Source organism: Klebsiella sp. MISC125 (assembly GCF_051131775.1).
Taxonomy (GTDB): domain Bacteria; phylum Pseudomonadota; class Gammaproteobacteria; order Enterobacterales; family Enterobacteriaceae; genus Klebsiella.
Genome location: NZ_CP180448.1, coordinates 1,438,128 through 1,463,594, shown reverse-complemented (window position 1 = coordinate 1,463,594; position 25,467 = coordinate 1,438,128). Strand labels below are relative to the sequence as shown.

26 protein-coding genes and 5 tRNA genes are annotated in these 25,467 nt (G+C 54.5%); 11 read left to right on the top strand and 20 right to left on the bottom strand.

Annotation, left to right across the window (positions count from 1 at the left end; all coding sequences use genetic code 11):
* The first annotated feature begins 470 nt into the window (after nt 1–470).
* The 6 genes from ACMYSL_RS06985 (at nt 471) to leuA (ending at nt 6,846) form a co-directional block, all read left to right on the top strand.
* A complete protein-coding gene (locus tag ACMYSL_RS06985; protein WP_434661949.1) occupies nt 471–1,217 on the top strand; it encodes an AzlC family ABC transporter permease in 747 nt (248 codons plus the stop codon).
* A complete protein-coding gene (ygaH, locus tag ACMYSL_RS06980; protein ID WP_434661947.1) occupies nt 1,207–1,542 on the top strand; it encodes an L-valine transporter subunit YgaH in 336 nt (111 codons plus the stop codon). The genes ACMYSL_RS06985 and ygaH overlap by 11 nt, the downstream gene beginning before the upstream one ends.
* 91 nt (nt 1,543–1,633) lie before the next feature.
* A complete protein-coding gene (gene mprA, locus ACMYSL_RS06975; protein ID WP_110277034.1) occupies nt 1,634–2,164 on the top strand; it encodes a transcriptional repressor MprA in 531 nt (176 codons plus the stop codon).
* Between the two features lie 126 nt (nt 2,165–2,290).
* Complete coding sequence (gene emrA, locus ACMYSL_RS06970) at nt 2,291–3,463, top strand: multidrug efflux MFS transporter periplasmic adaptor subunit EmrA (protein WP_181485352.1); 1,173 nt, start codon at nt 2,291–2,293, stop codon at nt 3,461–3,463.
* A gap of 15 nt (nt 3,464–3,478) precedes the next feature.
* Nucleotides 3,479–5,026, top strand: a complete 1,548-nt coding sequence (gene emrB / locus ACMYSL_RS06965) for a multidrug efflux MFS transporter permease subunit EmrB (RefSeq protein WP_181485208.1) — start codon at nt 3,479–3,481, stop codon at nt 5,024–5,026.
* A 143-nt stretch (nt 5,027–5,169) separates the two neighbouring features.
* Nucleotides 5,170–6,846, top strand: coding sequence for a 2-isopropylmalate synthase (leuA, locus tag ACMYSL_RS06960; protein ID WP_182234337.1), 1,677 nt, complete (start codon nt 5,170–5,172; stop codon nt 6,844–6,846).
* Here the strand turns inward: leuA and ACMYSL_RS06955 are convergent.
* From ACMYSL_RS06955 to pncC, 16 genes are all read right to left on the bottom strand, one after another.
* Nucleotides 6,825–7,592 carry an AraC family transcriptional regulator gene (locus ACMYSL_RS06955; RefSeq protein ID WP_182234339.1) on the bottom strand — a complete coding sequence of 256 codons (768 nt, stop codon included), beginning with the start codon at nt 7,590–7,592 and terminating at the stop codon, nt 6,825–6,827. The two genes, leuA and ACMYSL_RS06955, sit on opposite strands and share 22 nt — an antisense overlap.
* Before the next feature lie 54 nt (nt 7,593–7,646).
* The gene (gene luxS, locus ACMYSL_RS06950) at nt 7,647–8,162 is read right to left on the bottom strand and encodes an S-ribosylhomocysteine lyase (RefSeq protein WP_110277029.1); all 516 of its coding nucleotides are present in this window, start codon (nt 8,160–8,162) and stop codon (nt 7,647–7,649) included.
* Nucleotides 8,163–8,328: 166 nt separating this feature from the next.
* Nucleotides 8,329–9,885 (bottom strand): glutamate--cysteine ligase, encoded by a 1,557-nt coding sequence (gene gshA / locus ACMYSL_RS06945; RefSeq protein WP_434661943.1) that lies wholly within the window; start codon nt 9,883–9,885, stop codon nt 8,329–8,331.
* Nucleotides 9,886–9,951: 66 nt separating this feature from the next.
* Complete coding sequence (locus tag ACMYSL_RS06940; protein ID WP_110277027.1) at nt 9,952–10,380, bottom strand: YqaA family protein; 429 nt, start codon at nt 10,378–10,380, stop codon at nt 9,952–9,954.
* Nucleotides 10,377–10,943: a fructose-1-phosphate/6-phosphogluconate phosphatase gene (yqaB, locus tag ACMYSL_RS06935; RefSeq protein ID WP_112216426.1), complete on the bottom strand. Its 567-nt coding sequence runs from the start codon at nt 10,941–10,943 to the stop codon at nt 10,377–10,379. The genes ACMYSL_RS06940 and yqaB overlap by 4 nt, the downstream gene beginning before the upstream one ends.
* A 127-nt stretch (nt 10,944–11,070) precedes the next feature.
* Nucleotides 11,071–11,385 (bottom strand): BON domain-containing protein, encoded by a 315-nt coding sequence (locus tag ACMYSL_RS06930; protein WP_181485204.1) that lies wholly within the window; start codon nt 11,383–11,385, stop codon nt 11,071–11,073.
* A 295-nt stretch (nt 11,386–11,680) separates the two neighbouring features.
* A tRNA-Arg gene (locus ACMYSL_RS06925) sits at nt 11,681–11,757 on the bottom strand.
* Nucleotides 11,758–11,951: 194 nt separating this feature from the next.
* Nucleotides 11,952–12,028: transfer RNA gene (locus tag ACMYSL_RS06920), tRNA-Arg, on the bottom strand.
* Nucleotides 12,029–12,089: 61 nt separating this feature from the next.
* Nucleotides 12,090–12,166 (bottom strand) — tRNA-Arg (locus tag ACMYSL_RS06915).
* 194 nt (nt 12,167–12,360) lie between these two features.
* Nucleotides 12,361–12,437, bottom strand: a tRNA-Arg gene (locus ACMYSL_RS06910).
* Between the two features lie 4 nt (nt 12,438–12,441).
* Nucleotides 12,442–12,534 (bottom strand) — tRNA-Ser (locus ACMYSL_RS06905).
* 322 nt (nt 12,535–12,856) lie between these two features.
* On the bottom strand, nt 12,857–13,042 hold the full coding sequence (gene csrA, locus ACMYSL_RS06900; protein ID WP_000906486.1) for a carbon storage regulator CsrA: 186 nt from the start codon (nt 13,040–13,042) through the stop codon (nt 12,857–12,859).
* A gap of 238 nt (nt 13,043–13,280) precedes the next feature.
* Nucleotides 13,281–15,908 carry an alanine--tRNA ligase gene (alaS, locus tag ACMYSL_RS06895; protein WP_434661940.1) on the bottom strand — a complete coding sequence of 876 codons (2,628 nt, stop codon included), beginning with the start codon at nt 15,906–15,908 and terminating at the stop codon, nt 13,281–13,283.
* Nucleotides 15,909–16,038: 130 nt separating this feature from the next.
* On the bottom strand, nt 16,039–16,539 hold the full coding sequence (recX, locus tag ACMYSL_RS06890; protein ID WP_142512511.1) for a recombination regulator RecX: 501 nt from the start codon (nt 16,537–16,539) through the stop codon (nt 16,039–16,041).
* A 68-nt stretch (nt 16,540–16,607) separates the two neighbouring features.
* A complete protein-coding gene (gene recA, locus ACMYSL_RS06885; RefSeq protein ID WP_110277022.1) occupies nt 16,608–17,666 on the bottom strand; it encodes a recombinase RecA in 1,059 nt (352 codons plus the stop codon).
* Between the two features lie 80 nt (nt 17,667–17,746).
* Nucleotides 17,747–18,244, bottom strand: a complete 498-nt coding sequence (pncC, locus tag ACMYSL_RS06880) for a nicotinamide-nucleotide amidase (RefSeq protein WP_182234345.1) — start codon at nt 18,242–18,244, stop codon at nt 17,747–17,749.
* A 201-nt stretch (nt 18,245–18,445) separates the two neighbouring features.
* Between pncC and ACMYSL_RS06875 the strand changes: the two genes are divergently transcribed.
* Nucleotides 18,446–18,673: a hypothetical protein gene (locus tag ACMYSL_RS06875; RefSeq protein WP_304253024.1), complete on the top strand. Its 228-nt coding sequence runs from the start codon at nt 18,446–18,448 to the stop codon at nt 18,671–18,673.
* Between the two features lie 35 nt (nt 18,674–18,708).
* Here the strand turns inward: ACMYSL_RS06875 and ACMYSL_RS06870 are convergent, their stop codons facing one another.
* The 4 genes from ACMYSL_RS06870 to mltB form a co-directional block, all read right to left on the bottom strand.
* A complete protein-coding gene (locus tag ACMYSL_RS06870; protein WP_304261105.1) occupies nt 18,709–19,587 on the bottom strand; it encodes a metal ABC transporter substrate-binding protein in 879 nt (292 codons plus the stop codon).
* A gap of 8 nt (nt 19,588–19,595) precedes the next feature.
* Complete coding sequence (locus ACMYSL_RS06865) at nt 19,596–20,459, bottom strand: metal ABC transporter permease (protein WP_112213760.1); 864 nt, start codon at nt 20,457–20,459, stop codon at nt 19,596–19,598.
* Nucleotides 20,456–21,166, bottom strand: a complete 711-nt coding sequence (locus tag ACMYSL_RS06860; protein WP_434661937.1) for a metal ABC transporter ATP-binding protein — start codon at nt 21,164–21,166, stop codon at nt 20,456–20,458. The genes ACMYSL_RS06865 and ACMYSL_RS06860 overlap by 4 nt, the downstream gene beginning before the upstream one ends.
* Before the next feature lie 203 nt (nt 21,167–21,369).
* Entirely contained in the window at nt 21,370–22,446 is a 1,077-nt protein-coding gene (mltB, locus tag ACMYSL_RS06855; RefSeq protein WP_182234351.1) for a lytic murein transglycosylase B, read from the bottom strand.
* Nucleotides 22,447–22,710: 264 nt separating this feature from the next.
* Here mltB and srlA point away from each other — a divergent pair, with 264 nt between their 5' ends.
* From srlA to srlD, 4 genes are read left to right on the top strand one after another with little or no spacing between them, the layout of a single operon-like run.
* A complete protein-coding gene (srlA, locus tag ACMYSL_RS06850; RefSeq protein WP_110277014.1) occupies nt 22,711–23,274 on the top strand; it encodes a PTS glucitol/sorbitol transporter subunit IIC in 564 nt (187 codons plus the stop codon).
* Entirely contained in the window at nt 23,271–24,248 is a 978-nt protein-coding gene (gene srlE / locus ACMYSL_RS06845; RefSeq protein WP_112213764.1) for a PTS glucitol/sorbitol transporter subunit IIB, read from the top strand. The genes srlA and srlE overlap by 4 nt, the downstream gene beginning before the upstream one ends.
* A gap of 13 nt (nt 24,249–24,261) precedes the next feature.
* A complete protein-coding gene (gene srlB / locus ACMYSL_RS06840) occupies nt 24,262–24,624 on the top strand; it encodes a PTS glucitol/sorbitol transporter subunit IIA (RefSeq protein WP_182234353.1) in 363 nt (120 codons plus the stop codon).
* A gap of 17 nt (nt 24,625–24,641) precedes the next feature.
* Entirely contained in the window at nt 24,642–25,421 is a 780-nt protein-coding gene (srlD, locus tag ACMYSL_RS06835) for a sorbitol-6-phosphate dehydrogenase (protein ID WP_182234355.1), read from the top strand.
* Nucleotides 25,422–25,467: the final 46 nt, after the last annotated feature.

Here is a 25,467-nt window from a genome sequence, read left to right as displayed (position 1 = left end):
GACCGCACGAACCCGTAGCCCGGGCAAGGCGCTCTGCGCCGCCCCCGGGGGAAAACCGCAGAGTATTGCAGAATTTCCCGGAGGCGATGCCGCGCATCTGTCCGGGCTACAAAACCCGCAGACCGCACGAACCCGTAGCCCGAGCAAGGCGCTCTGCGCCGCCCCCGGGGGAAAACCGCAGAGTATTGCAGAATTTCCCGGAGGCGATGCCGCGCATCTGTCCGGGCTACAAAACCCGCAGACCGCACGAACCCGTAGCCCGGGCAAGGCGCTCTGCGCCGCCCCCGGGAAAGACTGCATCCTGCACAACACGACATTTTCTGTTCTAAATGATGGGTTGATATGCAAATAAACTGCATAACTTTAGCCATCAACCTGTTAGATACTGTTAAGCTACGCCGCTCTCTGCTAAGGTTAATCCACCTATGCAATCATGTGATTTTCACGTGCGTTATTAATAAGTAATCCCTATGGAAAACCCTGCCGCAATGACGCAAACGGCCCCTGCGTGCGAAGCCACGCTGGCCGAAGGCATAAAAGATAGCCTGCCGATTGTGATTAGCTACATTCCCGTGGCCTTCGCCTTTGGCCTGAACGCCACCAAACTCGGTTTTACTCCGCTGGAAAGTCTGTTCTTCTCCTGCATCATCTACGCGGGTGCCAGCCAGTTCGTGATCACCGCGATGCTCGCCGCTGGCAGCTCGCTGTGGGTCGCGGCGCTTACCGTCATGGCAATGGACGTTCGCCACGTGCTGTACGGCCCTTCCCTGCGCAGCCGCATTCAGCGCTTGCTGAGCAAGAAAAAAACCGCACTCTGGGCTTTCGGCCTGACCGACGAAGTTTTTGCCGCCGCCACCGCTAAACTGGTACGCGATAACCGCCGCTGGAGTGAAAACTGGATGATCGGTATCGCTTTTATGTCCTGGGCTTCGTGGGTCTTCGGCACGCTGGTAGGAGCTTACTCAGGCAGCGGCCTGTTGACCGACTTTCCGGCAGTAGAAGCAGCGCTAAGCTTTATGCTGCCCGCGCTGTTTATGAGTTTCCTACTGGCATCGTTCCAGCGCAAACAATCACTCAGCGTTACCGCCGCGCTGGCGGGCGCGCTTGGGGGGATTATCCTCTTTTCTATTCCCGCAGCGATCCTTGCCGGGATTGTCTGCGGTTGCCTGACCGCTCTGGTGCAGGCCAGCATTCAGGGGATGCCCGATGAACAGTAACGTTCTTCTTATTGGGGCCGTAGTCGGCTGCGTGAATTACCTGTTCCGCTATCTTCCACTACGCCTACGAGCGGGAAACGCCCGCCCTACGCGTCGCGGCCCGGTCAGCGTCCTGCTCGATACTATCGGCATCGCCTCCATTTGCGCCTTACTGGTGGTTTCCAGCGTGCCGGAAATCCTCCATGACGCCCACCGTCTGTTCCCCACATTAGCGGGTTTTACGGTGCTGGGTCTGGCCTTCTGGAAAACGCGCAGCATTATTATTCCTACGCTTTTAAGCGCATTAACCTATGGCGTAGTGTGGAAAATCGGCACATGGCTATAAGCTTAAAGTATCAATATCAATCAATAATTCATTTGATTTATTTGTCACAATAGTTATTATATCGGCTGTAATTAATGAGGTCATAACCAAAATGGATAGTTCGTTTACTCCCATTGAGCAAATGCTCAAGTTCCGCGCCAGCCGTCACGAAGACTTCCCCTTTCAGGAAATTCTGCTCACTCGTCTTTGCATGCATATGCAAGGTAAGCTGCTGGAAAACCGTAACAAGATGCTGAAAGCGCAAGGGATTAACGAGACATTATTTATGGCGCTGATCACGCTTGAGTCTCAGGAAAACCACAGCATTCAGCCTTCAGAACTGAGCTGCGCGCTGGGCTCTTCGCGCACCAACGCCACGCGTATTGCCGATGAGCTGGAAAAACGCGGCTGGATTGAGCGCCGTGAAAGCGATAACGATCGTCGCTGCCTACATTTGCAACTTACCGACAAAGGTCATCAGTTCCTGCGTGAAGTCTTACCACCGCAGCATAACTGCCTGCATCAACTCTGGTCTTCTTTAAGCACTGGCGAAAAAGATCAGCTCGAACACATCACCCGCAAGCTGCTTGGTCGTCTCGACCAAATGGAAGAGGATGGCGTGGTCGCGGAGTCTCTGCGCTAAGCGCAGCATCGCTCGCCCCATTTTTGAGTTGCAAGGAAAACAGCCAGGCCAGCAGATCTTCTGCTGGCCTTTCTGATAAACAGGTCGGCTCAGCCGATGTGAAATAATAAGATCGTGGAGAATAACATGAGCGCAAATGCGGAGAGCCAAGTCCCGCAGCAACCGGGCAGCAAGAAAGGCAAGCGTAAAGGCGCCCTTCTGCTGCTGACCTTGCTCTTTATTATTGTTGCCGTGGCATATGGGATTTATTGGTTTTTGGTACTGCGTCACTTCGAAGAGACGGACGACGCCTACGTGGCAGGGAACCAGGTACAAATCATGGCGCAGGTGTCCGGTAGCGTGACGAAAGTCTGGGCCGACAACACCGACTATGTGCAAAAAGGCGATCCGCTGGTCACCCTCGACCAGACCGATGCTCAGCAGGCGTTTGAAAAAGCGCAGACCCAGTTAGCTGCCAGCGTGCGCCAAACGCGCCAGCAAATGATCAACAGCAAGCAACTGCAGGCCAGTATCGAAGTCAAAAAAACCGCCCTTTCCCAGGCGCAGACCGACCTTAACCGTCGTATTCCTCTGGGGGCCGCCAACTTGATTGGCCGTGAAGAGCTGCAACATGCGCGCGACACGGTTGCCAGCGCACAGGCGGAACTGGACGTGGCCATTCAGCAATATAATGCCAATCAGGCGATCGTTCTGGGAACGAAGCTGGAGCAACAGCCGGCGGTGCTGCAATCTGCAACCGAAGTCCGCAACGCCTGGTTAGCTCTGCAACGAACCAAAATCGTCAGCCCGATTAGCGGTTATGTTTCCCGCCGTTCCGTACAACCTGGCGCACAAATTAGCCCCACCACTCCGCTGATGGCCGTGGTTCCGGCGACCAACCTGTGGATTGATGCCAACTTTAAAGAAACCCAGCTGGCGCATATGCGTATCGGCCAACCAGCAACCGTTATCAGCGATATTTACGGTGACGATGTGAAATACACCGGCAAAGTCGTTGGTCTGGATATGGGTACCGGTAGCGCCTTCTCGCTGCTGCCTGCACAGAACGCCACCGGTAACTGGATCAAAGTGGTTCAGCGCCTGCCGGTGCGTATTGAGCTGGATGAAAAACAGCTGGCGGAGCACCCGCTGCGCATCGGTCTTTCCACGCTGGTTGAAGTTAACACCACCGAGCGCGGCGGCGAGATGCTGGCAAGCCAGGTCCGTAGCTCTCCGGTCTATGAAAGCAACGCCCGCGAAATCGGCCTTGAGCCGGTCAATAAACTGATCGACGGTATCATCCAGGCTAACGCCGGATAATTCGGGGTGAGCGTAATGCAACAGCAAAAACCGCTAAAACCGCTGGAAGGCGCGCAGTTGGTCATTATGACCATTGCGCTGTCGCTCGCGACCTTTATGCAGGTGCTGGACTCCACTATCGCCAACGTGGCCATCCCCACCATCGCCGGTAACCTTGGCTCATCGTTGAGCCAGGGGACCTGGGTTATTACCTCGTTTGGGGTGGCGAACGCTATCTCCATTCCGATTACCGGCTGGCTGGCAAAGCGCGTCGGTGAAGTGAAGCTGTTCCTCTGGTCGACGGTGGCGTTCGCTATCGCCTCCTGGGCCTGCGGCATGTCAAACAGCCTGACGATGCTGATTTTCTTCCGCGTGATTCAGGGGATCGTCGCCGGTCCGCTGATCCCACTGTCGCAAAGTCTGCTGCTCAGTAACTATCCGCCAGCTAAGCGCTCTATTGCGCTGGCGCTGTGGTCAATGACGGTGATCGTCGCGCCCATTTGCGGCCCCATTCTTGGCGGCTACATTAGCGACAACTACCACTGGGGCTGGATATTTTTTATCAACGTTCCCATTGGCATTGCCGTGGTGGTGATGACGCTGCAAACCCTGCGCAGTCGTGAAACCCGCACCGAGCAGCGGCGAATCGACGGCGTTGGCCTGGCGCTGCTGGTGATCGGTATCGGCAGTCTGCAGGTGATGCTCGACCGCGGTAAAGAGCTGGACTGGTTCGCCTCTAACGAGATAATCATCCTGACGATTGTTGCGGTGGTGGCGATAAGCTTCCTGATTGTCTGGGAACTAACCGACGATAACCCGATAGTCGACCTGTCGCTGTTTAAGTCGCGAAACTTCACTATCGGCTGCCTGTGTATCAGCCTCGCCTACATGCTCTACTTCGGCGCGATCGTGTTGTTGCCACAGCTATTGCAGGAGGTATACGGCTACACCGCGACCTGGGCCGGTTTAGCCTCAGCGCCGGTTGGGGTGATCCCGGTTATCCTGTCGCCGATTATCGGCCGCTTCGCGCATAAGCTCGATATGCGTCGGCTGGTCACCTTCAGCTTTATTATGTACGCGGTCTGCTTCTACTGGCGCGCATACACCTTCGAACCCGGTATGGATTTCGGCGCTTCGGCCTGGCCGCAGTTTATCCAGGGCTTCGCGGTGGCCTGCTTCTTTATGCCGCTGACCACCATCACCCTTTCCGGCCTGCCGCCGGAGCGGCTGGCGGCAGCATCGAGCCTGTCGAACTTTACCCGTACGCTGGCAGGGTCAATTGGTACTTCAATTACCACCACCATGTGGACCAACCGTGAGGCGCTGCACCATGCGCAGCTCACCGAATCGGTCACGCCGTACAACCCCAATGCCCAGCAGATGTACGATCAGCTGCAAGGCCTGGGGATGACTCAGCAGCAGGCGTCCGGCTGGATAGCACAGCAGATAACCAACCAGGGATTGATTATATCGGCCAACGAAATCTTCTGGTTCTCGGCGGCAATATTTATCCTTCTGCTCAGCCTGGTGTGGTTCGCCAAGCCACCGTTTAGCGCCGGTGGAGGCGGAGGCGGTGCCCACTAAGGTTTGATAAAAGGGATCTGCGGATCCCTTTTTTATTGCCGGAAAATGCAGGTTGTCCAATTTGCACTAGTTTCTGTCTAGTTTGCTAAAGCTGCCTTCTTGCCATGTCATGCACGATAAATATCCAACAAGAGGAGAAAATCATGCTGACTCATCCCGGCGAAAAATATCGCCCCTACCCGCCAATCGCCCTGCCCGACCGCCGCTGGCCGGATCAACAAATCACCCGAGCCCCCCGCTGGCTTTCCACCGACCTACGCGATGGCAACCAGGCGCTGGCCGAGCCGATGGATAGCGCACGCAAGCTCCAGTTCTGGGACTTACTGCTGGAATGCGGATTTAAAGAGATTGAAGTGGCTTTTCCTTCGGCTTCACAAACCGATTTTAACTTCGTGCGTCAATTGATTGAAGAGCAGCGCATCCCACAGGATGTGACAATTCAGGTGCTGACCCAGGCGCGGGAAGATTTAATCCTGAAGACCTTCGAATCGCTTCGCGGTGTACACAACGCCACCGTTCATCTCTATAACGCTACAGCGCCGCTGTTCCGCGAACTGGTTTTCGGGATGAACAAAACGCAGGTTGTCGAGCTGGCGACTCGTGCCACCCGGCTTATCCGCCAGCAGTGTGAACAGCAGCCGCAGACCCGCTGGCAATACGAGTACTCACCGGAAACCTTTTGCTTTACCGAGCCTGAATTTGCGCTGGAAATTTGCGAGGCGGTGGCGGAGCTCTGGCAGCCTTGCGCCGAACGGCCGATGATTATCAACCTGCCTGCGACGGTAGAAGTTAACACCCCCAACGTTTACGCCGATCAAATTGAGTATTTCTGCCGCCACTTTTCACGTCGCGCCGATGTGTGCATAAGCATCCATCCACATAACGACCGGGGAACTGGCGTCGCCAGCGCAGAGCTGGCAGTGATGGCCGGAGCCGACCGCGTCGAAGGCTGCCTGTTCGGCAACGGCGAGCGCACTGGCAACGTCTGCCTGGTGACGCTGGCGATGAATCTCTACAGCCAGGGCATTGACCCACAGCTCAAATTCTCAGAAATGAACCGGGTGGTCGAAATTGTCGAAAGCTGCAACCAGATCCCGGTGCATCCGCGTCATCCCTGGGCGGGTAGCCTGGCCTACACCGCCTTTTCTGGCTCTCATCAGGATGCCATCAAAAAGGGATTCGATGCCCGCCAGCCCGGCGATCTCTGGGAAATGCCCTACCTGCCTATCGACCCGCAGGATATCGGTTGTAGCTATGAGGCAGTGATTCGCGTTAACAGCCAGTCTGGAAAAAGCGGTAGCGCATGGTTGATTGAACAGAATCATGGCCTCAAACTGCCGCGTGCATTGCAACAGGATTTTAGCCTGCACGTACAGCAAGAAACCGATACTCATGGTAAAGAGATGACCCAGAACGCGCTGTGGCAGCTGTTCCGTGCTCGATACGGCCTGGTGGCCCAGCCGACCCTCGCGCTGCTGGATTACAAAAGCGATAGCCAGCAGGACGGGCAGCTTACCCTACAGGCAACCCTGCGAATCGCCGGGGAAGCGCGACGATTGCAAAGCCGCGGCAACGGGCTACTGTCTGCTGCCGCCAGCGGGCTGAGTGGCTTATTAAAGCAAAACTTCATTATCAAAGATTATCACGAGCATACCCTCGGCGAACGTAGCGACAGTCGTTCAGTGGCCTATATTCGCTGCATCTTCCCAAATGGAGACAGTCGTTGGGGAGTAGGGATTGATAACGATGTAGCGCGCGCTTCACTTCAGGCTCTGTGTAATGCCATTAGCGAAAACCATCACTCCGGTGAACGGAAATAGTCGCTGGGAGCAACGCCGATAATCCGGCGGAACATGGCGCTAAAAGCGCTATGGCTGCCGTAACCAAGATCCAGGGCCACCCGCAAAACGGAGTGGCCATGCGCCAGGCGGACCAGCGCTTCCATGAGCTTCGCCCGCCGCACCCACTCGCTCCAGGTTAACGTGGTCTGTTGCTGAAAATGGCGATTTAGCGTGCGATCGCTCATGCTGACTTCTTTCGCTGCCTGGGCGCTGCTCCACGGCTCGCCAGGCGCTTCCCTTACCTTCTGGCATAAACGGCGCAGCGCTTCGCTTTGTGGCTCAGGCAGACCAAACGGCAGCACCGCCATACCGCGAATCTCATCGAGGATCAATTCGTAGATTCGCTCATCGCGACTGCCCGGCGCGTAAGATTCTGCCAGCGTCAAAGAAGCGACAATTAGTTCACGCAGCAACGGAGTCACCTGCACTATCTGGCAGGATGAAGGAAGGTCCGCGCGCGCAAGGGGGTCGATAAACAGGGTTCGCGCAGCCGCTGTCCCCGTAACCCATAGCGTATGCCACGTACCTGCAGGCAGCCAGACACCCCGGCCAGGCGGCACAACCCAATAACCTTGCGCGGTTTCAACCCGCACCACGCCGCTGAGGATATGTAGTAGCTGAGCGCAATTATGCTGATGCCAGGGCTCGCTATCGCCATGGGCGTAATCATGGGCAAAAGGCACCAGTGAACGGTGTTGAAAGCTAAAGTTTAAGGTTGTCGACATCACGGCGTTAGGGGATAGCGGCCCGGCAGTACTTGCCGGACCGTAGAAGACGCACTAAATGTGCAGTTCTTGCAGTTTTTCTTTCGGCAGCGCCAGCTCATCGTTGCTGTTAACGCGTACGTCGCGCTCAATGATATGACGAGCGATATCCTGGGCTTCTTCCAGCGAGTGCATAGTGTAGGTTCCGCACTGGTAAACGTTCAGCTCCGGGATCTGGTTCTGTTCTTTCACTTTCAGCACGTCGGCCATCGCCGCTTTCCAGGCATCCGCAACGCGCTGCTCGTCTGGCGTACCGATCAGGCTCATATAGAACCCGGTGCGGCATCCCATCGGAGAGATATCGATAATTTCCACACCGTTACCGTTCAGGTGATCGCGCATGAAACCGGCAAACAGATGCTCAAGGGTGTGAATACCCCTTTCCGGCATCACTTCCTGGTTTGGGATGCAGAATCGCAGATCAAAAACGGTAATTTCATCGCCGTGAGGCGTGTTCATTTTCTTCGCAACACGCACCGCAGGCGCTTCCATTCGGGTATGGTCGACTGTGAAACTATCTAACAACGGCATTCTTCACCTCCGATAGTGATTTTTTAAAAAATAAAATGAACTCTTTTTGAGACGGCGAGTCTGAGTATATGAAAGACGCGCATTTATTATCATCATCATCCCTGAATCAGAGATGAGAGTTTGGCCACATTGATTGTGGCCGTTTTCTTTTCTACGGCCTGTAAAACTACAGGTGCCTTGCCAACAGCGCTTCAAACGGCTCGTTATCTTCCGCTTCAACCTTCTGCTGACGCTGTATTGACGCTTCACGCTCGGTAATAAAATCCTCTTCGCGTAAAATTTCCAACGGCTCTTCGCGCAGCATCGTACGATATTGATCGGCAAGCTCCCTACCGGTGCCACCAATCCCTTCTTCAAGCATAGAACGCAGAATGCGCGCCGAGAAGGTTAACTCCGGGTTGTCAAAGCAGGCAACCAGATCATCACAAACCTGCTGATACGCCTGACATCCATGGATGCTATCTAGCGTTTGCGCTACGCGGCGTAAATCACGGAACAGATCTTTACCCACTTTAGCCAGCGGGAATTGAGCGGTTTCGCAACCAATACCCAACGTCAGACCCGGCTTGCGGCCTTCCAGAATAACGCGATTCCAGTTGGTGCGCGTGCACAACAGTTCATCGCTGCTCATCTCTGGCGCATCGGCCAGTACACACCAGACCATAAACAGATCCAGGAAGCGTACCTGCTGCTCGTCAACGCCAATCGGTGAGAACGGGTTAATATCCAGAGAGCGCACTTCGATGTATTCAATACCACCGCGCAGCAGCGCGTCGGAAGGCGTTTCACCGCTGCGGGTGACGCGTTTAGGGCGAATCGGCGCGTACAGTTCATTTTCGATCTGCAATACATTGCTGTTGATTTGCAGACGCTTTCCGTCTTTCTCCAGCCCAATCTGCGCGTACTCTTCGGAAGGCGTTTTAATCGCCCGCTTCAATCCTGCCACATACTCATACAGATCGTTAAACGTAATTCCGAGATTACTTTGCGACTTATTGGTATAGCCCAGATCGCTCAGACGCAGAGAGGTAGCGTAAGGCAGGTAATACATGCCGTTGCTGGCTTCCTCAAACGGCAATGTCGTCGGTTTCCCTTGCAGGAACGAAGAACAAATTGCCGGGGACGCGCCAAACAGGTACGGAATCACCCAACCAAAACGGTAGTAGTTACGAATGGAACGGAAATAACCCGCTGAAATGGCCTCTTTACCGCTTTCAACATCCTCAACGCCACATTTAGCCTGCCAGAACGCCATTGGCAGAGAGAAGTTATAGTGCACACCGGAAATGGTTTGCATGAGCGCACCATAACGGTTCTTCAACCCTTCGCGATACAGTGTTTTCAGGCGACCAATATTTGATGTGCCGTACTGCGCCAGTTCAATATCCTGACCGGGTGCGATGTAGCAAGGCATACTCAGCGGCCACATCCGCTCTTCGCCAATATGGCGGGCGGTATAGCGATGAACATCGCGCATTAAGGTGAGCATATGCTGGATATCGCCATCAACCGGCGTTATAAATTCCAGCAAGGCTTCGGCAAAATCGGTGGTAATCCATTTATGCGTCAGCGCTGAGCCTAAGGCTTGCGGATGACCGGTAGTGGCCAGCGTGCCGTCAGCGTTGACGCGCAGCGTTTCGCGCTCAAGACCGCGTTGAATACCCTGTAAAGCCTGAGGATTTTTTTCCAGCCAGGCCAGCGCCTGTGATACGTCCGGGATCAATTTGACCTCCCGCCTGTCGAAATCGTTTGAATTAGCATAATTGTAATGGTTGAACAATCAGTCCAATTAGTGCCACCACGTCATGCCCTGAAGCGTTATCGCCGCAATGACGATATAGCGTAATGCTTTGCCAAGGCATAAGAAAAAGAGTACTGGTCCCCAGGAAATGCGCATCCATCCCGCCAGTAAACACAGCAAATCACCTATAACAGGCGCCCAACTTAATAATAGCGTGACCGCGCCATAACGGCTTAACCAGCCGGACGCCTTCTCCTGCCAGCGCGATGTTTTGCGTAGCGGAAACAGGCGCCCCAGAATAACGTTAGTTACCCCTCCAAGGCTATTACCGATTATTGCTATTAAAACCAGTAACCACGGTTTGCTAACTCCCGCCAGCAGCATGGCAACCAATACCACTTCCGAGTTGCCTGGGAGCAGCGTTGCGCTCAAAAAGCTACTGGCAAACAGCGATATCAGCGACAGCGCGTCGCTCACAGCAATCGCACGTCGACGGCATCCATTCCGGCGCGCTTCGCCGCCTGCAGACCGAAGTCCGCATCTTCGAAGACCACGCATTTATCTGCCGCAACGCCCATAAGATCCGCACACAGTAAGAAGGTGTCGGGTGCGGGTTTATGGTTTACAACATGATCGGCGGCAACAACCGCAGAGAAGTAGTGGCGAAGGCCCAGATGAGCCAGCAGCGCTTCAGCAACGGCGCTCTCGCTGCCAGTACCGACTGACATTGGGCGACGACCGTGCCACTCCTTAACCACCTCAATCAACGGCAAAGGACGGACGCTATCCAGAAGCATCGCTTTCACGGCGTCCGTTTTTTCTTGTGCCAGATGATGGGGGTCTAAATCCGCGTGATTTAATTCGATAACGGCCTGAGCAATACGCCAGGTTGGAGAACCGTTAAGCGCAACCATGGCCTGCATATCGAAACGCATACCATAACGTCCCAGAACCTCGTTCCATGCCTTACGATGCGTCGGCTCGGTATCGAGGATCGTGCCATCCATGTCAAAAATCAGTCCTGCGTAACGTTCGTACATCGTGTTCTCACCAGCCGGTTCAGGAGTGGTTACTGTATCGCAAAAGGCTGGTTTTGTCGCTGCTAGCGGTAGATGCAACAAAGGCGCCCGATGGCGCCTTTATCTATGCGGGTACAGTTTAATGGGTTTATTTGATTCTTAAATCATTCTCAACCACACGAACACCCTGCACTTTGCGCGTCACTTCTACCGCGCGTTTAGCACTATCGGCGGATGAGACAAAGCCGCTCAGTTGTACACGACCTTTAAAGGTCTGCACGCTAATTTCTGAGGATTTGATCTCTTTATCATTGAATAACGCGGATTTCACTTTGGTTGTGACGACGGTATCGTCAATGTATCCACCGGTACTTTCTTTGGTGGACGATCCGGCACAGCCCGCAAGCGTGGCGGCTACCAGAAGCGTCGCGCAAAACGCAGATGTCGCTTTGAACCATTTCATGGATTTCTCTCCTTGCACTTATATCACCCAAAATCAGGCTGGTATACAGGGATAAATTATAGTGGAAAGAGCGACTTGCCAATGAAAAAAGTGCTGAAGAAGATTGTGAATTATTGCGCTGGAGATGACTTGAGGGGAGTGTTGCTGCTATCTCGGAGAATATGGTCCATCCGGGATGGATTACTCGGCTGCGCCTCGCCCTTCGGGCCGTTGCTAAAGCAACGTTATCCTCCCTGGTGCTGACGACTATCGCGCAGACCATTCAACAACGATATCGCTGTTACTAAGAAGAATATGGTGCATCCGGGAGGATTCGAACCTCCGACCGCTCGGTTCGTAGCCGAGTACTCTATCCAGCTGAGCTACGGATGCATTGGGAATGGCGTTTACTTCTAAGATTTAGTATCACATTAAAGTGAAATACTAAGGCAAGATGGTGCATCCGGGAGGATTACTCGGCTGCGCCTCGCCCTTCAGGCCGTTGCTAAAGCAACGTTATCCTCCCTGGTACTGGCGACTATCTCGCAGACCGTGCAACAACGATATCGCTGTTACTAAGAAGAATATGGTGCATCCGGGAGGATTCGAACCTCCGACCGCTCGGTTCGTAGCCGAGTACTCTATCCAGCTGAGCTACGGATGCATCGGGAAACTTGCTTTACTGCCGATGTTGATACGGCCACTAAGCCATATCAAGTAAGAGATGGTGCATCCGGGAGGATTCGAACCTCCGACCGCTCGGTTCGTAGCCGAGTACTCTATCCAGCTGAGCTACGGATGCATCGGGAAACTTACTTTACTGCAGATTTTGATACCGTTGCTAAAACCGTATCAAGTAAAAGATGGTGCATCCGGGAGGATTACTCGGCTGCGCCTCACCCTTCGGGTCGTTGCTAAAGCAACGTTATCCTCCCTAGTGCTGGCGATAATTTCGCAGACCATGCAACAACAATATTGCTGTTACTGGGGAGAATATGGTGCATCCGGGAGGATTCGAACCTCCGACCGCTCGGTTCGTAGCCGAGTACTCTATCCAGCTGAGCTACGGATGCAAAATGGCGGTGAGGCGGGGATTCGAACCCCGGATGCAGCTTTTGACCGCATACTCCCTTAGCAGGGGAGCGCCTTCAGCCTCTCGGCCACCTCACCACACGCCTCTTTCGAGTGCTTCGAAGAACTTGTTTCTGCTCTTCGTCGCTGCGATGGCGCACATATTACTTTCTGGTACTTATAAGTCAAACCTTTTTTCGAGACCTTTTTTTCGTTTGCACACTTCCCGCGCAATTAGCCTGTGAAAACGGCAAAAAGAGTATTTTATCAACAAGAAATTGGCTATTACGTCGTTGTGAAAGCGAAAGATAACTGTAGCGGATGATGGGCAATAGACAAAAAAGAGAGGTCACAAGAGAAGAAAAGTGAGGAAAAAAGCGGGTAGAGGGATGCGCCTCACAAAAAGCGAGGCGCGAAAACCTTAGTAACTGGACTGCTGGGATTTTTCAGCCTGGATACGCTGGTAGATCTCTTCACGATGCACGGAGACTTCTTTAGGGGCGTTTACGCCAATACGTACCTGGTTACCCTTAACCCCTAAAACTGTCACAGTGACCTCATCTCCAATCATGAGGGTCTCACCAACTCGACGAGTCAGAATCAGCATTCTTTGCTCCTTGAAAGATTAAAAGAGTCGGGTCTCTCGTATCCCGGCATTATCCATCATATAACGCCAAAAAGTAAGCGATGACAAACACCCTACGGTGTAAGCAGTCACGGCATCACATTCTGTTAAACCTAAGTTTAGCCGATATACACAACTTCAACCCGACTTTATCGTTATCAGTGCTTCTCGCGCAAGATGCTATAATCCGAGAATCACAGCATCTATGCGATTATAGTTATTACAGTTTTGCGCTCACCCAGCCTTTCACACTGGCCAACGCAGCAGGGAGGGCAGACGCATCGGTACCGCCAGCTTGCGCCATATCCGGACGACCGCCCCCTTTACCGCCCACCTGCTGGGCGACCATACCAACCAGCTCCCCTGCTTTCACGCGGTCTGTCACATCCTTAGACACACCTGCAATCAGAGAAACCTTACCTTCTGCGACCGTGGCTAATACGACAACCGTTGAACCCAGTTGGTTCTTCAGATCATCAACCATGGTACGCAGCATTTTCGGCTCAACGCCAGCCAGCTCGCTGACCAGCAGCTTAACGCCGTTAATCTCTTCCGCTTTACTGGAGAGGTTTGCACTCTCCTGCGCCGCAGCCTGCTCTTTCAGCTGCTGCAGCTCTTTTTCCAGTTGGCGACTACGTTCTAATGCAGCACGCACTTTATCGCCGAGGCTGTGAGTATCACTCTTCAGCAGTTGTGCGATCTCACCGAGCTGATCGCTTTGCGCATGCAGCCACATAATGGCACCTTCGCCGGTAACAGCTTCAATACGACGAACGCCTGCGGCGGTGCCGGATTCAGACGTAATACGGAACAGACCAATGTCACCAGTACGTGAGGCGTGAGTGCCGCCGCACAGTTCAGTGGAGAAATCACCCATGCTCAGTACACGAACGCGATCGTCATACTTCTCGCCAAACAGCGCCATCGCGCCAGATTCACGAGCCGCATCAATGTCCATGATATTGGTTTCGACAGGCAAGTTGCGACGAATTTGCGCATTCACCAGATCTTCTACCGCACGGATCTCTTCCGGCTTCATCGCTTCAAAATGCGAGAAGTCAAAGCGCAATGCTTTGTCATTAACCAGAGAACCTTTCTGCGCCACGTGCGTACCGAGAACCTGACGCAGCGCCGCATGCATCAAGTGCGTGGCGGAGTGGTTCAGACGAATACGCTGACGGCGAGCCTGGTCAACATCAGCCTGAACCGCGTCACCCACTTTCAGAGAACCGCTGGTCAGTTTACCGATGTGGCCGATGGCCTGACCATATTTCTGCGCATCGTTCACCAGGAAGGAGAAGCCTGCGCCTTTCAGTTCGCCTTTATCACCCACCTGACCGCCGGATTCAGCATAAAACGGCGTTTGATCCAGAATAACAACCGCTTCCTGACCCGCAGCCACCGCATCGACTGCTTTACCGTCGATAAACAATGCAGTGACTTTGCCATTCAGCTCCAGGCTATCATAGCCTTTAAACTCAGATGCGCCCTCGACGCGAATCATCGCATTGTAGTCCGCGCCAAAACCACTGGATTCACGCGCACGGCGGCGTTGCTCTTCCATTGCGGCTTCAAAGCCCGCTTCGTCAACTTTAATGTTGCGCTCGCGGCAGACATCCGCGGTCAGGTCGACCGGGAAGCCGTAAGTATCGTACAGACGGAAGGCTGTTTCGCCATCCAGCGTGTCACCTTTCAGCTTAGCCAGCTCTTCGTCCAGCAGCGCCAGGCCGCGCTCCAGAGTACGGGCAAACTGCTCTTCTTCAGTTTTCAGCACCTGCTCTACCTGAGCCTGCTGCTGTTTTAACTCTTCACCGGCTGAACCCATCACTTCAATCAGCGGGGCAACCAGTTTCCAGAAGAAAGAGTCCTTCGCGCCCAGCATGTTGCCATGACGAATTGCACGACGAATGATACGGCGCAGTACATAGCCACGGTTTTCATTCGATGGAATAACGCCATCAGCAATCAGGAATGCACAAGAGCGAATATGGTCAGCAATAACGCGCAGGGACTTGTTAGAGAGATCGGTCGCACCAGTTACGTTAGCCACGTTCTTAATCAGCTCGCGGAACAGGTCAATATCGTAGTTGGAGTTCACGTGTTGCAGAACGGCCGCGATACGCTCCAGGCCCATACCGGTATCAACGGACGGCTTCGGCAGCGGTTCCATGGTCCCGTCGGCCTGACGGTTGAACTGCATAAAGACGATGTTCCAGATCTCGATATAACGATCGCCGTCTTCTTCAGGGGTTCCCGGAGGACCGCCCCAGATGTGATCGCCATGGTCGAAAAAGATTTCGGTGCACGGACCGCACGGACCGGTATCGCCCATCTGCCAGAAGTTATCGGAAGCAAAAGCTGCGCCTTTGTTGTCGCCGATACGGATGATACGCTCGCGCGGAACACCGACTTCATTCGCCCAGATGTCGAATGCTTCGTCATCAGTTTCGTAGATGGTCACCCACAGTTTTTCTTTCGGCAGCGCAAACCAGTTTTCACCAGTCAGCAGTTCCCATGCGTATTTGATGGCGTCCTGCTTGAAATAATCGCCGAAGCTGAAGTTACCCAGCATTTCAAAGAAGGTGTGGTGACGCGCGGTGTAACCGACGTTTTCCAGATCGTTGTGTTTACCACCCGCACGAACGCAACGCTGCGCGGTAGTTGCGCGCGAATAATTACGTTTGTCGAGACCAAGGAAGACATCCTTGAACTGGTTCATCCCGGCGTTGGTAAACAGCAGGGTCGGGTCGTTATGCGGCACCAGGGAGCTGCTCGCAACTACCTGATGTCCCTTACTATGGAAAAAGTCGAGAAACGCCTGACGGATCTCAGCGGTGCTCTTGCTCATAATTATCCTGAAATCAAGCTAACGAAATGTCGCTGGCAGCCACTACTCAGTATCGACCGGCAGGCTACTCACGAAAATAAAGTGGGAATAAGATAAGTTTTCTTTACGGGGAAGTAAAATCCCCGATGGGTCAATCTGCAAAATTTCGCCAGATTTCCTGGATATCTTCCATTAGATAGCCGCGATAGAGCAAAAAGCGCTGTATTTTCACCTTTTCTGAAAATGCAGTGGGTAAGGGTTCGCCATATTTTCGTTGCGCCTGCTCCCTTGCAAGCAGCGCCCAGTCGATTTCGCACTCACGCATAGAGGACTCTATCGCTTCACGGGAAATCCCCTTCTGCTTTAGTTCCTGACGAACGCGCGCCGGACCGTATCCCTTCCGACTGCGGCTGGCAATAAACTGGCGAACAAAGCGATCGTCGTCCAGATAGCGGTTATCAATGCACCACTCGACGACTTTATCGACCTCTTCCGGCGTCACATCGAGCGCTTCCGGGCCGTTTTTACTCATTACGGGAGCAGCAAGTTTGCGGCGCAGTTCCTGTTCGCTGTGATCGCGCATTGCCAGAATACGGATAGCGCGATCCAGCAGGCGTGCATAGCCGGAACGGCGGGATGAAGTTTCAGTCACGGGCAACCTCGCTAATCAAAAAGCAAAAGGGCCGCATAAGCGGCCCCTTGTTAGACTTTCTGACGATATCAGAAATCTTGTTCAGTTTCTTCTGCGCTGTTTCCGTCAACTGCGAAGTCCGGAGTGGAGTCCTGATTGCTCAGCAGCAGTTCACGAACTTTCTTCTCGATCTCTTTCGCTGCAGCCGGATTCTCTTTCAGCCAGGAGATCGCGTTCGCTTTACCCTGACCAATCTTGTCGCCATTATAGCTGTACCAGGCACCAGCTTTCTCAATCAGCTTCTCTTTCACGCCAAGGTCAACGAGTTCACCGAAGAAGTTAATACCTTCACCGTAGAGGATCTGGAACTCAGCCTGCTTGAACGGCGCGGCGATTTTGTTTTTCACCACTTTAACGCGGGTTTCGCTACCGATGACGTTATCGCCATCTTTCACCGCACCGATGCGACGGATATCCAGACGAACAGAGGCGTAGAATTTCAGTGCGTTACCGCCGGTAGTCGTTTCCGGGTTACCAAACATCACGCCAATTTTCATACGAATCTGGTTGATGAAGATAAGCAGGGTATTGGACTGCTTCAGGTTACCAGCGAGCTTACGCATCGCCTGGCTCATCATACGTGCCGCGAGGCCCATATGAGAATCGCCGATTTCGCCTTCGATTTCCGCTTTCGGCGTCAAGGCCGCAACGGAGTCGACAACGATAACGTCTACTGCACCAGAACGCGCCAACGCGTCACAGATTTCCAGAGCCTGTTCGCCGGTATCCGGCTGAGAGCACAGCAGGTTGTCGATATCGACACCCAGTTTGCGAGCATAAACAGGGTCCAGCGCGTGTTCTGCATCGATAAACGCACAGGTTTTACCTTCACGCTGAGCGGCAGCGATAACCTGCAGCGTCAACGTGGTTTTACCGGAAGATTCTGGCCCGTAGATCTCGACGATACGGCCCATAGGCAGACCGCCAGCGCCCAGGGCGACATCCAGTGAAAGCGAACCGGTGGAGATAGTTTCCACATCCATGGAACGGTCTTCACCCAGGCGCATGATGGAGCCTTTGCCGAATTGCTTTTCGATCTGGCCCAGTGCTGCCGCCAACGCTTTCTGTTTGTTTTCGTCGATAGCCATTATTACTCCTCTCATGCCGGGTGTAACCGGGTAGTGAATTCTGTTCTGTTGAGGCAATTATACTGTATAGTCATACAGTATCAAGTGTTTTGTAGAAATTGTTGCCAGAGGAGTTTTAAGGCATACGCCGTCGCCTGACGACGTACCGATTCCCGATCTCCAGCAAAGCATTCGCGCTGAGTCACGCCTTGCCCATTGGCGCTGGCCACGCCAAACCATACGGTTCCAACCGGCTTTTCCGCGCTGCCGCCGTCCGGCCCGGCAACGCCGCTGACCGAAATAGCATAATCCGCTCGCGCCGCGCGAAGAGCGCCAATCGCCATCTCCACCACCACCGGTTCACTCACCGCGCCATGATCAAGCAAAGTCACCTCGCTGACGCCAATCATCTGCGATTTTGCTTCGTTGCTGTAGGTGACGAAACCGCGCTCAAACCATGCCGAGCTGCCCGCGATATCGGTAAGCGTTTTGGCGACCCAACCGCCAGTACAGGATTCCGCCGTGGTTACCGTCGCGCCGCGCGTTTTCAGCGCCAACCCCACCTGTTCGCTCAGCTGCATTAATTCCGAATCTGTCATTCGTCGCCCCATGTAAGCCGTATAAAGAGGTCATCAAAGATAGCACTTTCAGCAGAGATATGGGGATGAGGTGGCGAATTTACGAGGAGGCTTCCGAAAAACATTGTCCGCGCCGGCGCAGCATTTTCGGATAGCTGCCAGGTGCCACCAGTGCCACAATTCACCGTACATAAGGAAGAGTTAAATTAGAGGTTACCAGGAATGGCTAAAGCACCGCTTACCCCAGAGCAGAATTTGAAAAAAATCAGACAAATGCGACTTTGTTTATTTGTTTGTGGCGTATTTACGCTACTCACCGTACTGCTGCATATTTTCACCCGTTCATTCAACCCACTGTATGAAGGCGTACAGATCTTGTTGGGCGTGGGCTGCGTGGTCTATGGATTCACGTTGACTAAAAAAATCAATCAGATACAAGAAGAACAATAAAGTTAAATAGCCGGCCCATCGCGGGCCGGATTCATTTATTTCATACTGGCAGCAATCAGCTCTACGTTGTGGCGCAGCATTTTCACGTAGCTGTCCGCTACGCCACCCGGCGCGGAAAGCGCCTCAGGATAGAGTTCACCGCCCGGCTGCGCACCCGTTGCGCTGGCAATCTGTTTAACCAATCTGGGGTCAAGCTGGTTTTCCATGAACCAGGTATGCACATCGTCAGCTTTAATTTGTTTAATTAATGCCGCCACCTGCGCCGCGCTGGCTTCACTTTCCGAAGACAATCCTTGCGGCGCAAGGAACGTCACGCCATAGGCGCGGCCAAAGTAGCCGAATGCATCGTGGCTGGTTAACACCTTGCGCCTGGCCTGTGGGATAGTGCTGAACTGATCTTTCGCCCAGCTATCCATCTCGTTGAGCTGGCTGATATAGCGCTTACCCGAGGCCTCCAGCGCCAATTCATCTTCCGGGTCTGCTTTTACCAGACCGTTAAGGATATTTTGCGCATACAGTGCACCGTTTGCAGCGCTGTTCCACGCGTGCGGGTCGGTAACCGTTTGACCATCTTCATCAAGGGTATGGGTTTTTACGCCATTGGACGCCACGACCAGCTCACCTTTAAAGCCGGATGCTTTAATCAGCCTGTCCAGCCAACCCTCCAGCCCCAGGCCGTTCACCACCACGACATCGGCTTTGCTAAGCAGCGCGCTGTCTTTCGGTGACGGTTCAAAGGTATGCGGGTCGCCGTCAGGCCCCACCAGGGTATCCACGTGCACATGCTCACCACCAACCTGCTGCACCATGTCGCCTAAAACAGAAAAACTACTCACCACGTTCAGCGTTTTTGCCATCACCCCTTGCGACGCCATGCCCAACGCCAGCGCCAGCAGTATCCCGGTACGTTTCATCATTTTCCTCACCCCATTAATTTACGCCAGCCGACAACCAACCGACTGCGCGTGCCAAAAAACACCGAAACAAAAAAGATGCCGCTGGCGGTTAAGACGATAGCCGGACCGGCTGGTAGATTCGCCGCCCAGGAGAGGCTCAGCCCCATCCACGCGCAGACGCCACCAATAAGCGCAGCCAACAGCAGAATGCCCGGCAGCGTCCGCGCCCAGCAGCGAGCGGCTACCGCAGGCAGCATCATGACGCCCACCGCCATCAGCGTGCCAAGCACCTGAAATCCAGCGACCAAATTAAGCACCAGCAGCGCGAGAAACAGGCCGTGCAGCAGAGCAGGCAATCTTCGCGAGTTCACCTGTAGCCAAACGCTGTCGAAGGCTTCGCTGACCAGGCCGCGATAAAAAAGAGCAATACAGATCAGCGTCAGGCTGGCGACGCCCGAAACGAACAACGCCGAATCGCTGTCTACCGCCAGAATCGAACCAAACAGCAGATGCAGCAGGTCGACGTTAGAACCGCGCAGCGATACCAGCGTGACGCCCAGCGCCAGGGAACCGAGGTAGAATCCGGCGAAGCTGGCGTCCTCTTTTAAGGGCGTACGGCGGCTGACCCACCCCGCCACCAGCGCGACCGCAATACCGGCAATAAATCCACCAACGGTCATCGCCAACAGCGACATACCGTTAAGCAAGTAACCCGCCGCCACGCCGGGTAAAATAGCGTGTGACAGCGCATCGCCCATCAGGCTCATACGCCGCAGGAGCAAGAAAACGCCGAGTATGGTGGTGCTGAGGGAGAGCGCCAGGCATACCACCAGTGCGCGACGCATAAAGCCAAATTCGATAAAGGGTTGAAAGAAGGTGTGCCAGATCATGCCAGCCTCGCGGAGTTAAATGCAGACAGCACACCGGGAGTTTCGCCCCAGCGGGCATGCTGCGACGTCAGCAACAGCGTATCCGGGAAATGCTCGGCGACCCGCTGGTTATCGTGCAGCACCGCCAGAATCGTCTGCCCCTGCTGATGCATTTCCAGGATCAGCGTCATCAGATCGCGACTTGTGGCTTCATCAATGCCGGTAAACGGCTCATCGAGCATCACCAGCGGCGCGCGCTGTATCATCACCCTGGCGAACAACATCCGCTGAAACTGGCCGCCGGAGAGCTCCTCAATCGGCGTTTTCGCCATCGCTAATAGCCCCACCCGCTCCAGCGCCGTGCTAATACGCTGACGAATTTCTCCCCGTAACCCGCGCAGCAACGACACGTGCGGCCAGGCGCCCTGGCTGACGACGTCCTGCACGGTGAGGGGAAACTGCGACTCCAGAGAGTGGCGCTGAGCCAGCCAACCGATAATCGGTCGTCCGTCACGCCAGTTCAGACGGCCGCTCACCGGTGGAATAAACCCGGCCAGCGTCTTTAGCAGCGTCGATTTACCGCAGCCGTTCAGGCCGACGATAGCCGTCATGCTGCCCGCCGAAATCCTGCCGTTCAGCGACGGCGTTATTGCCAGGCCCTCATAGCCTGCCACCAGATGATCAAGTTCAATCATGGCAGCGACACAGCCCACCAGGTCGCCAGCCACAGCACGGCCAGCAAGGAACAGGCGATAATCAGCCTCGTTGCGCCGGAAGCCATCAATATGGAAGTCAATTCTCACACCTCAATAAAACGTTATAACATAACAATATTGAAAGATGTGCAAAATGTAAATTGGTGTCAACGAAAGGAAATGCTGCAAAATGTAACAGGCTCCTCCCCGAATGGAGAGGAGCACAGAGGGCGAGATTACTGCATACGAGCTTGAGAAACCGCCAGCCCCAACTGCCAGACGGCCATCGCGTAATGGGTGCTGTGGTTGTAGCGAGTAATAGTGTAGAAGTTCGGCAGACCGTACCAGTACTGATATCCCGTGCCCACATCCAGACGCAGCAGGCTCGCCTGCTGATGGTTACCCAGCGACTGAGTCGGGGTTAATCCCGCCGCCGTCAGCTGCGAAACGCTGTATTTGGTTTTGAAGCCGTTCGCCAGCCCCGGCGCCTGGCCCATCGCCTGCACGGCTACCTGATCGCCGCTCACCCAGCCGTGCTGCTTAAAGTAGTTAGCCACGCTGCCGATAGCATCAACTGGATCCCACAGGTTGATATGCCCGTCGCCGTTGAAATCCACCGCGTACTGGCGATAGGAGGATGGCATAAATTGGCCGTAGCCCATCGCTCCAGCAAACGACCCTTTCAGGTCCAGCGGATCATCTTTTTCACTGCGTGCCATCAGCAGGAAGGTTTCCAGCTCGCCGGAGAAGTACTCCGCACGACGCGGATAGTTAAACGAAAGAGTTGCCAGCGCATCAAGGATGCGGGTTTTGCCCATCACCCGGCCCCAGCGAGTTTCCACGCCAATAATCCCGACGATAATTTCCGGCGGCACGCCGTAAACCTGATAAGCACGGTTGAGCGCGTCCTGATACTGGTTCCAGAACACCACGCCGTTCTGCACGTTATCCGGAGTAATAAACTGTTTTTTGTAACGCAGCCAGGCGCCGTTCGGCCCTGACGGCGGCAGCCCGGTCGGAGCCTGACGGTCCATCAGGCGCAGAACGTAATCCAGACGTTTAGCCTGCGAGAGAATTTCGTGCAGCTGCTGACGGTCAAATCCATGCTTGCTCACCATTTTGTCGATGAACTGTTCCGCCGCCGGGTTGTTGGCGAAATCACCGCCCATCTGCATCACATTATGCTGCGGCTCCAGCAAAAAACCGCCGGTACTGCCCGCCATTTCCGTTTCCGCAGGGGTTTGAGGTTTGCTGCTACAGGCAGCGAAAAGAGCACACAGCGGGAGTAAAACCAGATAGCGACGCTTCAACATGGGACATCCATTTAACAAATCGGCAAGAGGTAATTATGGTAAAGCATGCGCCCGCTCACAAGGAAGCGGCAGCGACTGAAATTCTTTTTTATTGCCATTTTTACCTCATTGCTCGTCACATTCTTTTCTCTTCCTCAGTCACAATCTTTCAAAATAAAATGTTTATCTTTCATTTTGCGATCAAACTAACACTTTTAAATCTTTCAAAGTGATTAAAATTAGCCGCCAGTTAGCAAGAAAAATAACACGCTGAAGGAGAGAACAATGATTGAAGTCATTACCCACGGTGCCGAATGGTTTATCGGCCTGTTTCAGAAGGGAGGTGAGGTGTTTACCGGTATGGTCACCGGGATCCTGCCTTTGCTGATCAGTCTGCTGGTGATCATGAACGCCTTGATCAACTTTATTGGTCAGCAGCGGATCGAAAAGCTGGCGCAACGCTGCGCCGGTAATCCGATCTCCCGCTACCTGCTGCTGCCCTGCATCGGTACCTTCGTTTTCTGTAACCCCATGACCCTGAGCCTCGGGCGCTTTATGCCCGAGAAATATAAACCCAGCTACTACGCGGCGGCCTCCTACAGCTGCCATTCGATGAACGGTCTGTTTCCCCATATCAACCCCGGCGAGCTGTTCGTCTATCTCGGGATCGCCAACGGGCTGACCACTCTCGGCCTGCCGTTAGGGCCGCTGGCGGTGAGCTATCTGCTGGTGGGCCTGGTGACAAACTTCTTCCGTGGCTGGGTGACCGACCTGACCACGTCGATTTTTGAGAAGAAAATGGCCATCCAACTTGAGCAGAAAGTCCATCTGTCAGGAGCAACATCATGACGCGTATTCGTATTGAAAAAGGCACCGGTGGCTGGGGCGGCCCGCTCGAACTGGACGTAGTTGCCGGTAAAAAGATTGTCTATATCACCGCAGGCACCCGTCCGGCGATCGTCGATAAAATTGCGAGCCTCACCGGCTGGCAGGCGGTCGATGGCTTCAAAGAGGGCGAACCGCCGGAAGCGGAAATCGGCGTGGCGATTATCGACTGCGGCGGCACCCTGCGCTGCGGCATCTACCCAAAGCGTCGTATCCCGACCATTAATATCCACGCTACCGGCAAATCCGGGCCGCTGGCGCAGTACATCGTCGAGGATATTTACGTTTCCGGAGTTAAAAGCGAGAACATTCACGTCTTAACAGATAACGACTCCCCTGCGCCACAGGACACGCCAGCTCAACCGGCGGTCCGCGACTATGACACCAGCAAGAAGATAACCGAGCAGAGCGACGGCCTGCTGGCGAAGGTCGGCATGGGCATGGGTTCCGTGGTCGCAGTGCTGTTCCAGGCCGGTCGCGATACCATCGATACGGTGCTGAAAACCATCCTGCCGTTTATGGCCTTCGTCTCGGCGCTGATCGGCATCATCATGGCCTCCGGCGTCGGCGACTGGATTGCCCACGGTCTGGCACCGCTCGCCAGCCATCCTCTGGGTCTCGTCACTTTGGCGCTGATCTGCTCCTTCCCGCTGCTGTCACCGTTCCTCGGCCCAGGCGCGGTCATCGCCCAGGTTATCGGCGTACTGATTGGCGTGCAGATTGGTCTTGGCAATATTCCGCCACACCTCGCCCTGCCCGCACTGTTTGCCATTAACGCCCAGGCCGCCTGCGACTTTATCCCGGTTGGTCTGTCGCTGGCGGAAGCGCGACAGGACACCGTGCGCGTCGGCGTCCCGTCGGTGCTGGTGAGCCGCTTCCTGACCGGCGCCCCAACGGTGCTGATCGCCTGGTTCGTTTCCGGGTTTATTTACCAATAAGAGGTTCCTGAAGATGACCGTGATTTACCAGACCACCATTACGCGTATCGGCGCCAGTGCGACGATGGCACTGGAAGACCAGATGCTGATCACCTTTCGCGAAGGAGCCCCAGCCGATATCGAAGAGTATTGCTTTATTCACAACCACGGCGAGCTATCCGGCTCGCTGGTTCCGGGCGCGGAGCTTCAGCTTGGCGAACAGCGCTATCCGGTGACCGCCGTCGGCGACGTTGCCGAGCAGAATCTGCGCGAGCTTGGCCATATCACGCTGCGTTTCGATGGTCACCGCGAAGCGGAATTCCCCGGAACCGTCCACGTGGCGGGCCCGGTGCCGGAAGAGATCGCCACCGGCTGCGTACTGAAATTTGTTGCTTAAGTTGTAAGGAGAAAATTATGAATCAGGTTGCTGTTGTCATTGGTGGGGGACAAACCTTAGGGGAGTTTCTGTGTCGCGGCCTTGCCGCAGAGGGCTATCGCGTGGCGGTTGTCGATATTCAGAGCGATAAAGCGACCCGCGTCGCGCAGGCCATTAACGCCGAATATGGCGAAGGAACGGCGTACGGCTTTGGTGCCGACGCCACCAGCGAAGCCAGCGTCGTCGCCCTCGCCCGCGGCGTAGACGAAATATTTTCCCGTGTCGATCTGCTGGTCTACAGCGCCGGGATCGCCAAAGCGGCCTTTATCAGCGACTTCGCGTTGGGCGATTTCGATCGCTCGCTGCAGGTTAATCTGGTGGGCTACTTCCTCTGCGCCCGCGAGTTTTCGCGGCTGATGATCCGCGACGGTATAAAAGGACGCATCATCCAGATCAACTCGAAATCCGGCAAAGTGGGCAGTAAGCATAACTCTGGCTACAGCGCGGCGAAGTTTGGCGGCGTGGGGCTGACGCAGTCTCTGGCGCTGGACCTCGCAGAATACGGTATTACCGTCCATTCGCTGATGCTGGGTAACCTGCTGAAGTCGCCGATGTTCCAGTCGCTACTGCCGCAGTACGCCACCAAATTGGGGATTGCCGAGAACGAAGTTGAACAGTATTACGTCGATAAAGTTCCGCTCAAGCGCGGTTGCGATTATCAGGACGTGCTCAATGTGCTGATGTTTTACGCCAGCCCGCAGGCTTCTTACTGCACCGGGCAGTCCATCAACGTCACCGGCGGGCAGGTGATGTTTTAAAACGTTGCGCGCTGTTTTCCCGGAGGCGATGCTGCGCATCTGTCCG